Here is a 14,448-nt window from a genome sequence, read left to right as displayed (position 1 = left end):
GTCCCCACCCCAGCGCCCCGCGGCATGGTTCGCGGCGGGGCGCCAAGCGTCAAGCGGCCTGGCCCGGCGGGCCGCGGCGGGCGGGCCAGGCCCTGCCCAGGCCCTGGCCTGCCGGGTGGTCGCCATGCCTGCGCCGCGGGCAGTCGGCAGGCGCTACTCCTCCGGCTCGGTGGTGAAGGTCAGGGGGTAGCCGGCCTTGCGGCCAGCCTCGGTGGCGTTGGTCGCCTTGGTTTCCGCGATCTCCCGCGTGAACACCCCCACCACGCAGGCGCCGCGGCGATGCGCGGTCATCATCACACGCCGCGCCTGCTCCTCGCTCAGGCGGAATTCGCCCTTCAGCACGCGCACCACGAAGTCGCGCGGCGTGTAGTCGTCGTTCAGCAGGATCACCTTGTGCAGCGGCGGGCGCTTGGGGACTGCCTGCGTGCGCTGGGTGGTCTGCGTGTCCTGCATCGGCGCGCTTCCCCGATGGAAGGGGCGCAGGCTACAGCGCTTTGTGCCCGCCGGGGAACGCCGGGTGGGCGGCGGCGCCTGCCCGAGGGGTCGATTCCGGCGGCCTGGCGTTCACGTCCCTGCGCGACCCGCGCGGCGCCAAGCCCGCTGCCCGGTTGCGATGCGGCGCATGCCGGGGCCAGGGCACCCCAGCGCCGGCCCGCCCCGCCTGGCCGCGTCCATGCGGCCGGCCAGCCAGGGCGGCGTCCACCCCGGCCGGATGCTGCGGATAGCGGCAGGCCGCGACGAGGCATCGCCGGGTTGGCTGCCCTTGGCCCTGCCGGGAAAGTCGGGCCAGGATGGTGGGAAGACGCCCCTGGCTGCGGTCTGCCGAGGTGGTCGCCTCCCCGCCGCAATCGTCACCGGCGCCGTCCGGCTCGGCCCCGGTTTCCGGCAGCGGTTGCGCGGGGTGGCGCGGACCCTGGTCGAGCGGGGCAATGCCGCCGGAAGCGACGCGCCTGACGCCGGTCGCGGCCTGCACGACAGGTTCGGCAGGCCTTGCCCGCAGACGCGTCGGGCGGGGTGGTGCGTGACCCGAGCGCGACGGGCTTCGCGAAGCCGCCGCGAAAACCGGCCCCGCCATTCCGCGCCGGCCTGAGCCGGGTGAGGCGTCGTGGCGGGAACCGCGTGGCCCGCCGGAGATGCGTGCCGCGCCGGGCCTGTCGCTGCCTTCGCAGGGCTCGCCCCGCTCGATCGACAACCGGGACGCCATCCGCTTGCCGAGACGCCGCATGCGAATCGAGCCAACTCGCGGCGCCGAACCGCGGCTTGGCCCTCAGGCTTCGGCCACGGCCATCAGCACCAGAAGCTTGAGCGCCGCGGAATAGTAGTCATCCGACGCCGCCAGCGCCGGCGCGGGCGGCCGGCCGCCATTCAGGCACCACGACGCGTAGTCATGGATCGCCTGCATCCCGCCGGATGCCGGATAAGGCGCGACCGCGCCGGTTTCCAGGTCCAGCCAGGCCGGCACCGTCCCGCGCGCGGGGTCGCCGGCGAAACGCGCCGCGGCCGCCAGCACGGGCTCGGCCCGATGGTTCGCCCAGCACAGCAACAGCGGCACCCGGACGGCATCGAAGCCGAAGCGCGGTTCCCAGCCCCGGGCCGGCGAGACGGTGCCGGTCGCACGTTGCAGCTCGATCCAGTCGGGCGGCAGGCCCGATGCGCCGAAGCGCGCCTGGCGCATCAGCCGGAGTCCGTCCCGTGTCAGCCGTCGCCAGCGCGCATCCGGCAGGATCCGGTCAAGCGCCGCGAATGCGCTGAACACGTAGTAGGAGGGGTTCAGGACGATCCGCTGCTCGTCCTCGAAGCCCTGCAGGCCTGGCATCAGCACAAGGTGTCCATGAGCCTCCCGCAGCAGCAGGCGCAGGATGTCCGCACCGATGCTTCGGGCCGCCCGCAGCAGCGCGGGATCGCCCCAGCGCTCACCAGCCCGGGCCAGGGCCCAGGCGATGTAGAGATCACCATCCGTGGCGTTGTTGGGATCGTCCACCGGCGGTGTCTGGCCAGGCCGCCAGCGCCAGGAAAACAGGGAATCCGTCGGCCGGGAGAGCTGCTTCCGGGTCCAGTCATGCAACTGGTGGAAGACGGCGCGATCCCCGACGGCCAAGGCCGCCAGCATGCCCCAGCCCTGGCCCTCGGTATGGGAAGCGCCGGCCTGGCCGGTATCCAATACCCGACCTTCAGGACCGACAAATCGCGCCTTGAACTGCGCCCATGCCGTGGGCAGCGGACCGGGATCCGCGGCTGCGGGACCGTCCCGCCCGATCAGGGTAGCAAGGGTCATTGCGCCCAAGGCATCCCGGCGCCCGATCAGCGCGCATGACCCCGACGCAAGCCTGCCGGGCCCGGACCATGGCATGAGGGTCTTCATTCCTGATCCGTGTCCGCGCCCGGCACGACATGGCGCGCCCTGTGGAGGTGTTCCCGAAGCAGGTGCCGACGCGAAGAGAATGTCCCGCCCAATGCCGAACATCGTGCCCGCCGCGATCCCGGCTGATCCTATGCGGCGCCTGCCTGCCGGGCAATCGGGATGCTTTCCGCATCGTCGCCCGATACGGCCGCGTCGATCTGTTCGGTGGCGGCGCGGCTTGTCCCTCGGCCCGACCGGCAGGCGCTCGAGGATGCGCGTTGCCGCCGTGGCAATAGGGCGCCCCCGCACCAAGATGTCGGGCAGCAAACCGTGCTGGCCCACGATACGCGAGGGAGCATGCGGCGCGCCGCCAATGGCCCGGAGCACCGCGTCAGGATGCCCGGCACCGACGGAGCTTGCGGCGGCATCGGCGCCAGAGTTGCGGCACCGCGGCCGCTACGCGCCGGGCTGGTGGCAGCGCCTCGCTCGGCCATGCTGCCCCAGGCCGCAGACCTGGTGGAGCCGGGCGGCGCCGTCGATGATGGCGGCCGGGACGCGGTCATCGCGGCAAGCCGCAGGCCCGGTCGTTGTCCCACCATGCCGGCGCGCCTCTGCCAGCAGGTCCAGGGGACGCCAAACTGGCGATGACCGCGCGCCCGCAGCCAGGCGCGACCTGAAGGACGGGGGATGTGCGCGGCCGGGAGCTCGACCGGGCCCGGGGACCCGTCGTTGCAACCGGATCCGGCGACCGCGAGCCGGCCTGCCTTGGTCGCGCATCGTCGTGGGAACCAAATGTTCCGCAGAATGCGAGTATTGCCGCAGGCCTTTCGTCGCCTTTGCCTGGCGCGCCTTCGCCTGTCCGACAACAGGACAGCAATCCGCTTGCCGAGACGCCTGATGCAAGCCGGGCTTGCTCGGCCGTCTCAGCCATTAAGATTCGCGAACTCAGCCCCTTCTAGGCTGCCGCCTCGGCAATACGGGGAAGAGTTGTGGTCGACTTGAACAGCGACGTCGCCAATCTGGCGAAGGCGACAGGCCTCGCTGCTCTTCGCTACCGCAGCTTCGGCAACCCGCCGGTCAGGCCCGCACGCGTCGGCGATGCCGCTCCAATCCCACCCATCCTGCCGTCGATCGTCGGTGCCCCGAACAGCCCTTCGGTATGCATCGCAGTTGCGGCAGCCCCGTCCGAGCCCCTGCCACTGCACGCCGTCGAGCCGGACCGGACGCCATCCCGCGCGACCGTCGGCGACGCGGCCATGATCAGCGGCGATGCCGTCGCAGACCATGTCGCGACAGCCCAACCCGATGGCCGGACGCCGACATCGCCAGGCTTGCCGGTCGGGCCATCGGCCCTCGGCCTTCCGGTGGTTTCCGCCTTCCCGCACCTGAAGCAGGCGGGCTTCGCAGCACCCTCTGGCGGATCGGGGGTGGTGCCGGTTGAAACACGGGCGTCCGGGCGGCCTGCGGCACGCTTCGCACTCCTCGACGCCGTATTTGGGACGCAAGCCTGATGCCGCTCATCTGTGTCTGCTCGCCGAAGGGCGGCGCCGGGAAGACCATGCTGGCGGCGAACATGGCGCAGCTTCTCCGCCGCTTCGGTCAGCGCGTCGTCGCGGTCGACCTCGACCCGCAGAACGCCCTGCGACTGCATTTCGGAGAGGCGCTGGCAAACGAGGGCGGCTTCCTCGCCGGGCGCCGCGCGGCGCTGAACTGGCATGCGTCGGCAACCAGGGTCGGCGATGGCGTGCTGATCCTGCCGCACGGGGCAACGGATGCGAACGAGCGGCTCGTGCAGGAACGCCGGCTGGAACTTGAGCCCGCCCTGCTGGCCGACCTGGTCGCGGCCATGCTGGCCGAGCCCGACCTGATCGTCATCGTGGACACGCCGCCGGGCGTCTCCACCGCGCTGACTGCCGTGCTGCCGCGGGCCGACATCATCCTGGTCCCCTTGCTGGCCGACGGCGGCAGCATGGCGGTGCTGCCCGACATCGAAGCCGGCCGCTTTCTCGGCCGCGGCACCCTGGGACGCATGCTGTTCACGCGCGTGCGGTTCGTCCTGAACCAGGTCGAGGCAGGGTCGCCGCTCTCTGCCGCGGTGGCGGAAGGCCTGCTGCCGCGCTTCGGGCCCCACCTCCTGGGCTTCGTCGCGCGCGACGCGGCGGTCGCCGAAGCGTTCGCCTCGGGGGCACTGGTCGCAGACTATGCGCCCGATAGCCGCGCCGCTGCCGATCTCCTGGACCTTGCCCGCATCCTGGAACGCCTGATCCTGTCGGGATCCGGCAAGCCGGCCTCGGTCGCAGCCTGACCCGGCCCGGCCATGCGACTCGATCGGACCGCGCGCCGCCTCCAAGGCGCCTTCCCCTGGCTGATGGCGGCGCCGGCAGCCGTCGCGGCCGTGCTGCTCGGGCTGCTGCTGCTCTCGGGCGTGCTCTTCGTGCCGCTCGATGCGGAAGGCCAGGCGATCTTCGCCCTGGGCTCCTTCGCCCTGTTCCTCGTGGTCAACCGCATCGAGGGGCGGGGCGCCTCGGCGTTCCTCGTCGTGCTCTCCCTCGCCGTGACGACACGCTACCTGCACTGGCGACTGACCGAGACCCTGGCGCCGGAAACCGCCTTCCAGGGCTTCTTCATGCTCGGCCTCGCGGCGGCCGAGATCTATGCCGGCGTGGCGCTGTTCCTCGGCTACCTGCAGACGCTGTGGCCGCTCGAGCGCAAGCCGGTGCCGATGCCGCCCGATCCGGCCGCCTGGCCGGCGGTGGATGTCTTCATCCCCACCTACAACGAGACGCTCGAGGTGGTGGGCCCGACCGTGCTGGCGGCGCTCGCCATGGACTGGCCGCCGGACCGGCTTCGGGTCTGGATTCTCGACGACGGCCGGCGCGAGGAGATGCGGCGCTTCGCCGAGGAGTGCGGCGCGGGCTATGTCACCCGCCCGGACAACAAGGGCGCCAAGGCAGGCAACATCAACCATGCCCTCGGCATCACCGAGGCACCCTTCGTCGTCATCTTCGACTGTGACCACATCCCGACCCGCGGCTTCCTCCAGCTGGCGATGGGTTGGCTGCTGCGCGACGCGCGGATCGGCATGGTGCAGACGCCGCACCATTTCTATTCCCCCGATCCGTTCGAGCGGAACCTGACCGCCGGCCACGACGTGCCGAACGAGGGGCTGATGTTCTACGGCCTCGTGCAGCCGAGCAACGACCTGTGGAACGCCGCCTTCTTCTGCGGCTCCTGCGCCATCATCCGGCGCAAGGCGCTGGAGGAGGTGGGCGGCGTCCCGCACGAGACGGTGACCGAGGACTGCCATTTCAGCCTGCGCATGCAGCGGCGCGGCTGGCACACCGCCTATCTCCGCCTGCCGCTCGCCGCCGGCCTCGCCACCGAACGCCTCATCATCCATATCGGCCAGCGCATGCGCTGGGCGCGCGGCATGATCCAGATCTTCCGGATCGAGAACCCGCTCTTCGCCTCGGGCCTCAGCCTGACGCAACGGCTCTGCTACTTCAGCGCCACCTTCCACTTCCTGTTCGCGGTGCCGCGCGTCGTCTTCCTGACGTCGCCGCTGGCCTTCCTGCTGCTGGGGCAGAACGTGATCGCTGCCTCGCCGCTCGCCATCGCCGCCTATGCGGGGTCGCACCTGGTGCATGCCATCGCCACCGCAAGCCGGTTGTCCGGCAGCGTTCGCCTGTCCTTCTGGAGTGAGATCTACGAGACCGTGCTGGCCTTCTATCTCGTCCCACTGACCATCGTCACGCTGCTGAACCCCCGCAAGGGCAAGTTCAACGTCACCGACAAGGGCGGCCTGCTGCAGGAAGGCTATTACGACCTGCGGGCCGTCTGGCCGACCATGTTGCTCGCCCTGGCGCTGCTGGTCGGCATCGGCTTCGCCCTGCGCGGCATCCTCGTCCACCCCGTCGGCTCGCTGGAATTCCAGGCCTATCTGCTCAACGGGCTCTGGGCGACGATCTGCCTGGTGCCGGTGATCGCCAGCATCGCGGTCGGCCGGGAACGCCGGCAGATCCGGCAGAGCGCCCGCGCCCGCGCCAGCCTGCCGGCCAGCCTGCTGCGGGCCGGTGGCGCGCGCTGCGCCGGCCGCACGCTCGACCTGTCCATGACCGGCGCGGCGCTGGAGATCACGGCGGGCGAGCCGCCCGGCCTGGGCGAGGAACTGCGCCTCGCGCTCGAACTCGGCGATGGCCCGGTGGACATCACCGCCGTCGTGGTGGGCGTCGCGGCCGGCGGCCAGGTGCAGCTGCGCCTGCAGCCGGCGACGCTGGCCGAGCGCGGCGCCGCCGTCCGTGCCGCCTTCGGCCGGGCCGATGCTTGGGTGGGCTGGGCCGACCACCAGCCGGAAAACCCGCTGCGCTCGCTCGGGATCGCGGTGCGCGCGGCAGGCGCCGCCTTCGCCGGCGAGATCGGGCTGTCCCGCCTGTTCAGCCGCCGGCGCGGCAGGGCGAAGCCGCAGCGCTCGACCGGCGCCTCGGCCTCGGCCGCGCCTGCACCCATGCCGCGCGCCGCGCGCGTCACGCCGCCGCGGCTGACGGTGGGTCTCGTGCTCGCGCTGCTGCTCGGCGTTGCGCCGGCGCTGGCGCAGCCCGGCCGGCCGGATGCCGGGGTTCGGCTTCTGCCGGGCCCAGGCCTTGCGGTGGCGCCCTCCGCCGTGGCGCCCGGTCCCGTGCCGGCGTCGCCCGGGATGTCCCTTCCGCTGGCTCCGCCGATGGCCGCCATGCCGCCCGCCGGCGGCACGCGGCAGGTCACCTGGACCTTCCGCCAGCTCGGCCACCAGGGGCCACTCCAGCTCCGCGGCATCGCGGAACTCCAGGGCGTGCTGTTCGGCCTGCGGGCGGACGAGGTCGTCACCGCGGCGAGGCTGGTCGTCGCCGGCGCGACCTCCCCGGCGCTGCTTCCGGAGCAGAGCCAGATCGCCATCACCCTGAACGAGGAGTTCGTGGGCGCCATCCAGCCTCGGCCGGACGCGCCGCGCTTCGGCCCGCTCGAATTCCCGATCAGCCCGCTGCTCTTCGCCGAGTTCAATCGGCTCAACCTGCGCTTCACCGGGCGCTACGCGGCGGAGTGCAACGACCCCTTCTCCGGCCTGCTCTGGGCCAATGTCTCCGATCTCTCCGCCCTGCACCTGACGATCGAGCGGCTGCCCATGCCGCGCGACCTGGCACGGCTGCCGGAGCCCTTCTTCGATCGCCGGGTCGTGCAGTCGGCCCTGACCCTGCCCTTCGTGCTGCCGGCCGAACCGGGGCCGGAGCTGCTGCGGGCCGCCGCCATCGCCGCCTCCTGGTTCGCGGTGGAGGCCGACTATCGCGGCGCCAGCTTCCCGGTCCTGGCGGCGCCGCCGCCCGAAGGGCATGCCGTGATGGTGGTGGTCGGCAACCGCGGCCTGCCGCCCGGGCTCGACCTGCCGGGCTTCGAGGGGCCGACGCTGGCCCTGCTGCCCAACCCGAATGACCGCTCCGGCCATCTTCTCGTCATCGGCGGCCGCAACGCGGCGGAAGCGGCGCAGGCCGCCACCGCCCTCGCCTTCGGCCGGGCCACGCTGTCCGGCGAGCGGGCGCTGGTCGAGGCGGCGGAACCGCCGCCGCGCCGGCCCTATGACGCGCCGCGCTGGCTGCCGACCGACCGGCCGGTGCGCTTCGGGGAACTGCTGAAGCCCGAGGCGCTGCAGGCCAACGGCTTCGCCCCCGGCCCCGTCACGGTGCCGTTGCGCACGGCGCCCGACCTCTATGTCGCGCGGGGCCGGGGCATCCCGGTCGAGCTCGGCTTCCGCGCCCCGCCGGGGCCGGTCGCGGATACCCGCGTTTCGCGGCTCGATGTCGCGCTGAGCGGGACCTACCTGAAGAGCCTGCCGTTCCGCAGCACGGTGGAGGCCTGGCCCGTCGGCTGGGCGATGGCGCAGCTGGGCTGGCCCGGCGCGGTGCAGCGCGGCGGGGTGGAGTTGCCGCCCTACCTCGTCTCCGGCCAGAACGAGCTTCAGCTCGCCTTCGACATGCGGCCGCTGCAGCGAGGCAATTGCGCGACGGTGCCGGGCAACATCCATGCCGGCATCGACCCCGACAGCACCGTCGACCTCTCATCGGCGCATCGCGTGGCGGTGCTGCCCAACCTCGCCTTCTTTGCCAGCGGCGGCTTCCCGTACACGCGGATGGCCGACCTGTCGGAGACGGCGGTGGTGCTGCCCGACCGGCCGAATGCGGTGGAGATGACCGCCTTCCTGGACCTGGTGGGCAAGCTGGCCGCCAGCACCGGACTGCCGGCCACCGGGCTCGCGGTCGTCGGGCCCGGGGCGCTGGACCAGGTGGCGGAACGGGACCTGATCGTGCTCGGCACGCTCGGCCGGCAGCCCGCCTTCACCACGCTGCTGCAGGGCGAGGCGCCGGTGCGGCTGGAAGGCAACCGCTTGGCGCTGGCCATCCCAACCGGGGCGACACGGGCGATGCTGGATCTGTTCGACCGCACCGGCACGGCGGCGGCGCGGCAGCGCGCGGCCGCCCGGCTGGCGGCGCCGCCGGAGCGCTTCGGCGCGCTCGTCGCCCTGGAATCGCCGCTCCAGGCGGGACGGTCCGTCGTGCTGGTCGCCGCGGCGGTGCCGGCTGGCCTCGACGCCGTCCTCGGCGCGCTGCGCGATCCGGCGCTGCGGTCGCAGGTGCAGGGCGACCTGGTGCTGGTTTCCGGCAGCGGCACGACGGCGCGGGTGGAGGCGCATCGGACCGGCGCGCGCTACCTGCATGGCGAGCTGCCGCTCTGGCTCTGGCCCGAATTCTACCTGGGCGGCCGGCCCGAACTGATGCTTGGCCTGCTTGCCCTGGCCTGCCTGCTGATCGGCCTGCCGCTGCGCCGTGCCCTGCGCGCGCGCGCCGTCCGCCGCCTGCGCGCTCGGAGCGCCTGATGACGAATTCGAGGTTTCCGGGACCCTTGCGGCCCGTCGCCGGCTGGGTCCGCGAGGGGCACCGCCCCTCCCCGCTCGCCGGTGCGGTCCTCGTGGCGCTGGCCTGCCCCGCCGCGGCGCAGGAAGCGGGCGCGCTCGCCGCGCTCGTGGTGCAGGGGCGGCACTGGCAGGAACAGAACCGCCCGGACCTGGCGAGCGCCGCCTTCGACCGCGCGCTGCGCGCCGCGCCGGACAACCCCGAGGCGCTGGCCGGCGCGGTCCAGGCCCAGGCGGCGCTGGGCAACCGCGCTGCCGCCGATGCGCTGCTGACGCGGCTGCGCCGGGCAACCGGCCAGGCGGATGGGCGCGTGGCCGCGGCCGAGGCCGCGGTGCGCAGCGAGGCGGTGGACAACGCCGGCCTCGCGGAGGCCCGCCGGCTGGCCGGCCAGGGCCGCACGGCCGAGGCGGTGGGCCGCTACCGCGAGGCCTTCGGCGGCGCGACCCCGCCCGAGGCGCAGGCGGCCGAGTTCTATCTCACCCTGGCCGGCGGCCAGGCCGGCTGGGACGAGGCGCGCGAGGCGCTGGCGCGCCGCGCCGCGCAGCGGCCGAACGACGCCCGAGCGCAGCTCGCCCTGGCGCAGGTCCTGACCTATCGCGAGCAGAGCCGGGCCGAGGGGATCGCCCGCCTTCGCCGGCTGGCCGATGACCCGGCCGTGGGGCGCGAGGCCCTGTCCGCCTGGCGGCAGAGCCTGTTCTGGACCGGCACCGGCCCGGCCGCGGCGAAGGAGATCGAGGCCTATGCGGCGCGCGACCCCGGCGACCTGGGCATCGCCCAGCGCCTGGCGGAGGCGCGCGCCGCTCCTGCCGGCGGCCGCGGCGGGGCGGGCGAGGACCCCCGGCAGCGCGGCTTCAAGGCGCTCGATGGCAACCGCCTGCCGGAGGCGGCGCGGGAATTCGACGTGGCGCTGGCCGCCGACGCGGCGGATGCCGATGCGCTGGGCGGACTGGGCGTGGTCCGCCTGCGCCAGGGCCGGGCGGCGGAGGCGCGTGACCTTCTGCAGCGCGCCATCGCCGCGGCGCCTTCCCGCGCCGGGCAGTGGCAGCGGGCGCTGGACGGCGCCGCCTATGCCGCCGAGCTGGCCGAGGCGCGCGGGCAGCTTCGCGCCGGCCGGGCCACCGAGGCCGAGGCGCTGCTGCGCCGCAGCCTGCAGCGCGACGTGCCCGACCGCGCCGATGCCGAGGCGCTGCTGGGCGAGGCGCTCCTGCGCCGGGGCGATGCCACGGGGGCGGAGGCGCGGTTCCGCGCCGCCCTCGCGCGCCGCGGCGCCTTCGGGGAGGCGCAGGCCGGGCTGGAGCGATCCCTGCGGCAGCAGGGCAGGCTGGCGGAGGCGGAGCAGTTCGCCACCCGGAACCGCCCGGCCGGTCCCGATGCCGCGGGCCTGCGGCACGAAGCGGCACGGGCCGGCGATCCGGACCGGGCGATGGTGCTGCTGCGCTCGGCCGTGGCCACGGCCCCCAGCGATCCCTGGGCGCGACTCGACCTTGCCCGGCTGCTGGCGCGTCAGGGACGGGCGGCGGAAGGCCGGGCGCTGATGGAGGAGCTGGCCGGCGGCCGCGTGCGGGAGCCCGATGTGGCCTTTGCCGCCGCCCTCTTCGCCGAGGAGCAGGGGCGGCCCGCCGATGCCGGCGCGCTGATGGAGCAGGTGCCGGCGGCGCGGCGCAGCGCGGCCATGGCGGCGCTGCTGGCCCGCACCCGCGGGGCGGCGGAGGTCGCGCGGGCGGCCGAGGCAGCGCGTGGCCCGGCGGCGGCCGAGGGTCGCAACCGGCTGCTGGCCCTCGCGGGGCGGTCGGATCCCTCCGGCGCGCTGGCGGCCGGGGTGGTGGGATCCTTCGCCCGGATGGGCGACGGCGCGGGCGCCGAGGAAGCCGGGCGGGTGGCGCTGCAGGGCAATCGGGGGCTGACGCCGGGCGGGCGCCTGGCCATTGCCGGGGCCCTGCTGGGAGCCGGCCGGACCGAGGCTGCGCAGGCCGCCATCGCGCCGCTGGAGTCCGGCGCCTTGCCGACCGAGGAGGCGAGACAGCTTGCCGAGTTGCGCGCCGGCATGGCGGTGCAGGCGGCCGACCGTGCCAATGCCCGCGGCGACCAGGCGACGGGTTTCGAGCGGTTGCGGCCGGTGCTGGAGCGCGACCCCCGGGACCCCGCGACCAACCTCGCCCTCGCCCGGCTGTACCAGGGCGCCGGCCGCACCGCCGAGGCGATGCCGATCGCCGAGGCGGTGCTGGCACGCGACCCGCGCAACATGGATGCCCGGACGGCGGCGGTGGAGGCGGCGCTGGCCGCCGGCCAGGCCCGCCGCGCCGCCGCGCTGGTGGCGGAGGGCCGCAGCCTGGCGCCGCAGGAGCCGCGCCTGCTGCTGCTGGAGGCGCGGCTGGCCCGCGCCGCCGGCGACCCGCGCCGGGCCGAGCGCCTGCTGGAGGAGGCGGCGGCGCTGCGCCGGGCGCAGACCGGCGAGGACCGCTCGCCCTATCTCATCGCCTCCGCCGCGCCGGGCTTGCCGGCGGCGACGCTGGAGAATCCCTTTGGTCGCGCCGCCGCCGGGCCCCCGTCCGGCCGCACGGCGCCGCAGGACGCGGTCTCGGACGAGATCGCGCGCGAACTGGCCGCGGCGCGGGACGAGGCAGCGCCGCGGCTGTCCGTCTCGCCGGCCATCCGGACCCGCTCCGGCACCGGTGGCCTGGACCGGCTGCAGGAAGTCTCGGGCCAGGCCGAAGTCTCGACGACGCCTGGCGGCATGGGGGGCAAGCTGGCGCTGCGAGCGACGCCGGTCTCGCTCGCCACCGGCGACCTGGGCGGCGAGCTCGCCACGCGGCGGAGCTTCGGCACGAATGCACTGGCCGGGCCCGGTGGCGGCGCCGCCTCCCGCGACACCACCGCCGCCGGCGTCGGGCTGGGCCTGGCCTGGCAGCGTGGGGCGGTGCAGGCGGATGTCGGCAGCACGCCGCTGGGCTTCCGCACCACCAATGCCGTGGGCGGATTGGAATTCGCCCCGCGCCTGGCCGACAACCTGCGGCTGCGGGTCACCGGGGACCGGCGGGCGGTCACCGACAGCCTGCTGTCCTGGTCGGGCCAGCGGGACCCGCTCACCGGCCGGACCTGGGGCGGTGTCGTGCGGACCGGCGGACGGGCGCAGCTGGAATATTCCCGCGGCCCCTTCAATGCCTATGCCGGCGGCGGCTATGCCGCGGTCACCGGCCAGGGCGTGGCCGATAACGGCCGGGTGGAGGCCGGGGCCGGCATCGCCTGGGCGCTGTACCGCCGCCCGGAGGAGGAACTGATCGCCGGACTGGATCTGGTCTATTTCGGCTATGACAAGAACCTGCGGCATTTCAGCCTGGGCCAGGGCGGCTATTTCAGTCCGCAGAGCTACACCGCGGTGAACCTGCCGGTGGACTGGCGTGGCCGGTCGGAGGAGTTCAGCTGGCGCCTGGGCGGCACCATCGGCTTGGCGAGCTGGCGCGAGAGCGCCTCCCCCGTCTTTCCGACCGACCCGTCGCTGCAGGCACAGTTGCAGGCCGCCGCGAACACCGACCCGACGCTGCAGGCCCGCTATCCTGGGCGCAGCCAGACCGGGCTGACCGGCGGGGTGCGGGCCGACCTGGAATACCGGCTGACGCCGCAGCTCGGCCTCGGCACCGCCCTGCGCTATGACCGGGCGGCCAACTGGAACGAGGCGCGCGGCCTGGTCTACCTGCGCTATCGGATGGTCGATTAGGGCGGATCCCGATCGGGTGGAAGCGCCCGACCGGACGAAGGTGCTCGTCGATCCAAAGGACTGGAGCGGTTGCCGTGAGCCATGGCGAACGGAAGCCGCTCCAGCCCGATCCATCCCGGCTTCGCGTGTCCTGGGCTCGACTGTCCTGGGCATTGCCGGGTTGGCTGCCCTTGGCACTGCCGAGGAAGATTGGCCCGGATGGTGGGATGCCGGGCGGACCCGTGACCGGCCGCGGGGACCGCGACCCGGCCGCGATCGTCAACCGCGGCGCCCGGCTTCAGCCTAAGCCTGCGCGGGGCGGGGCGGGGCTGATCCTTGGGCGGGCGGGGCACCGCCGTCACCCGGGCGGGCGTCGGGCCGCGGGGTCGGCGCGGATGTCGCGCGCATGCTCCATCAGCGCCTGCCCGGGCTTGGTGGCACGGGGCGCCCGGCCGCATGCCGGCGACATGAATGCTCCCTGCATGCCGAGCGCCCGGGCGGGCGCCGCGGCGCATGCCGCGTCGCCGAGGCTGGCGGAGCGGAACGCCCGGCGATCCGGGGGCCGCCGATCGGTCAGGATCGACGGCCGTCGGCGTCAGTCCGCCGGGGTCGGGTAGCGCGGCGCGCTTTTCTCCAGCGTCCGCCCGCGCTCGAACACCGCGATGCTGTCGTAGAAATGCATCGACTGCGTCGTGCGCGTGAAGGGCGTTGGCGGCAGCGCGTCGCGCGTCCAGTCGGCGTTCAGCTCGTCCAGCAGGTGCTTGCACAACTCCATGAAGCTGCCGGGCCGCTGCAGCCCGCCGCCATACTCGTCCCAATAGGCGGTGTGCAGGTCCTCGACCATGTAGATGCCGTCGTCCCGCACCAGCGGGTAGAGGCAGGCGAAGCTCGCCACCACATGCTCCATCACATGGCTGCCGTCATCCAGCACGATGTCGGGCCGGCCGAATTCGCCGATCACGCCTCGCAGGAATTCCGGGTCCGCCTGGCTGCCGATGCGGACATGGATCTGGTCTTCCTCGAAGGCGGCGCATTCCGGCCGGATGTCGATGCCGACGATGCGCGCATGCGGCCCGAAATAGCGCTTCCACATCTGCAGCGACCCGCCTTCGCCGCAGCCGATCTCGAGGAAGGTGAGCGGCCGGTTCACGTAGCGGCCGAAATGCCGCTCATAGGCGGGGAAGTAGTGCTTCCATTTGTGGATCACGCGGCCCTGGTGGCCGAGGAATTCCGCCCAGAGACCCATTCTGTCCCCCATCACCGCCGGATCCTCCGGCATCGGCGCCTCGCGCACGGCGGCTCCGCCCGCCGGGGGCCCGCGGCCGCGGGGCGCCACGCGACCCATCGCCCGGACCTAGCCCGGCCGGGGTTAGCCGGGCGTTACGCCGCGGCCGGAGTGTAGGGGCGGCCGGCGGGGAAGGCCAGGCAGGCGCGGCCGCCCCGGCGGCGGCAGGGGGGCCAGGCCGGCCCGGCGGCAG

7 protein-coding genes are annotated in these 14,448 nt (G+C 74.1%); 4 read left to right on the top strand and 3 right to left on the bottom strand.

Annotated features, from left to right (window positions below; all coding sequences use genetic code 11):
- Positions 1-153 precede the first annotated feature (153 nt).
- Both clpS and E2C05_RS13280 read right to left on the bottom strand, forming a co-directional pair.
- Positions 154-453: an ATP-dependent Clp protease adapter ClpS gene (gene clpS / locus E2C05_RS13285; RefSeq protein ID WP_133220124.1), complete on the bottom strand. Its 300-nt coding sequence runs from the start codon at positions 451-453 to the stop codon at positions 154-156.
- Positions 454-1,267: 814 nt separating this feature from the next.
- Positions 1,268-2,362: a glycosyl hydrolase family 8 gene (locus E2C05_RS13280; RefSeq protein WP_158292103.1), complete on the bottom strand. Its 1,095-nt coding sequence runs from the start codon at positions 2,360-2,362 to the stop codon at positions 1,268-1,270.
- A gap of 977 nt (positions 2,363-3,339) precedes the next feature.
- Here E2C05_RS13280 and E2C05_RS13275 point away from each other — a divergent pair.
- The 4 genes from E2C05_RS13275 to E2C05_RS13260 are packed head-to-tail and all read left to right on the top strand — an operon-like array spanning position 3,340 to position 12,991.
- The gene (locus E2C05_RS13275; RefSeq protein ID WP_133220122.1) at positions 3,340-3,852 is read left to right on the top strand and encodes a hypothetical protein; all 513 of its coding nucleotides are present in this window, start codon (positions 3,340-3,342) and stop codon (positions 3,850-3,852) included.
- A complete protein-coding gene (gene bcsQ / locus E2C05_RS13270; RefSeq protein WP_133220121.1) occupies positions 3,852-4,646 on the top strand; it encodes a cellulose biosynthesis protein BcsQ in 795 nt (264 codons plus the stop codon). The genes E2C05_RS13275 and bcsQ overlap by 1 nt, the downstream gene beginning before the upstream one ends.
- 12 nt (positions 4,647-4,658) lie before the next feature.
- Positions 4,659-9,239, top strand: coding sequence for a UDP-forming cellulose synthase catalytic subunit (gene bcsA / locus E2C05_RS13265; RefSeq protein ID WP_133220120.1), 4,581 nt, complete (start codon positions 4,659-4,661; stop codon positions 9,237-9,239).
- The gene (locus E2C05_RS13260; protein ID WP_133220119.1) at positions 9,239-12,991 is read left to right on the top strand and encodes a cellulose biosynthesis protein BcsC; all 3,753 of its coding nucleotides are present in this window, start codon (positions 9,239-9,241) and stop codon (positions 12,989-12,991) included. The genes bcsA and E2C05_RS13260 overlap by 1 nt, the downstream gene beginning before the upstream one ends.
- Before the next feature lie 574 nt (positions 12,992-13,565).
- Here the strand turns inward: E2C05_RS13260 and E2C05_RS13255 are convergent.
- Entirely contained in the window at positions 13,566-14,228 is a 663-nt protein-coding gene (locus E2C05_RS13255; protein WP_200306938.1) for a class I SAM-dependent methyltransferase, read from the bottom strand.
- Between the last annotated feature and the right edge of the window lie 220 nt (positions 14,229-14,448).

The organism is Paracraurococcus ruber, from assembly GCF_004353985.1.
Lineage (GTDB): Bacteria > Pseudomonadota > Alphaproteobacteria > Acetobacterales > Acetobacteraceae > Paracraurococcus > Paracraurococcus ruber.
This window is presented reverse-complemented; position numbering and strand designations above follow the sequence as displayed.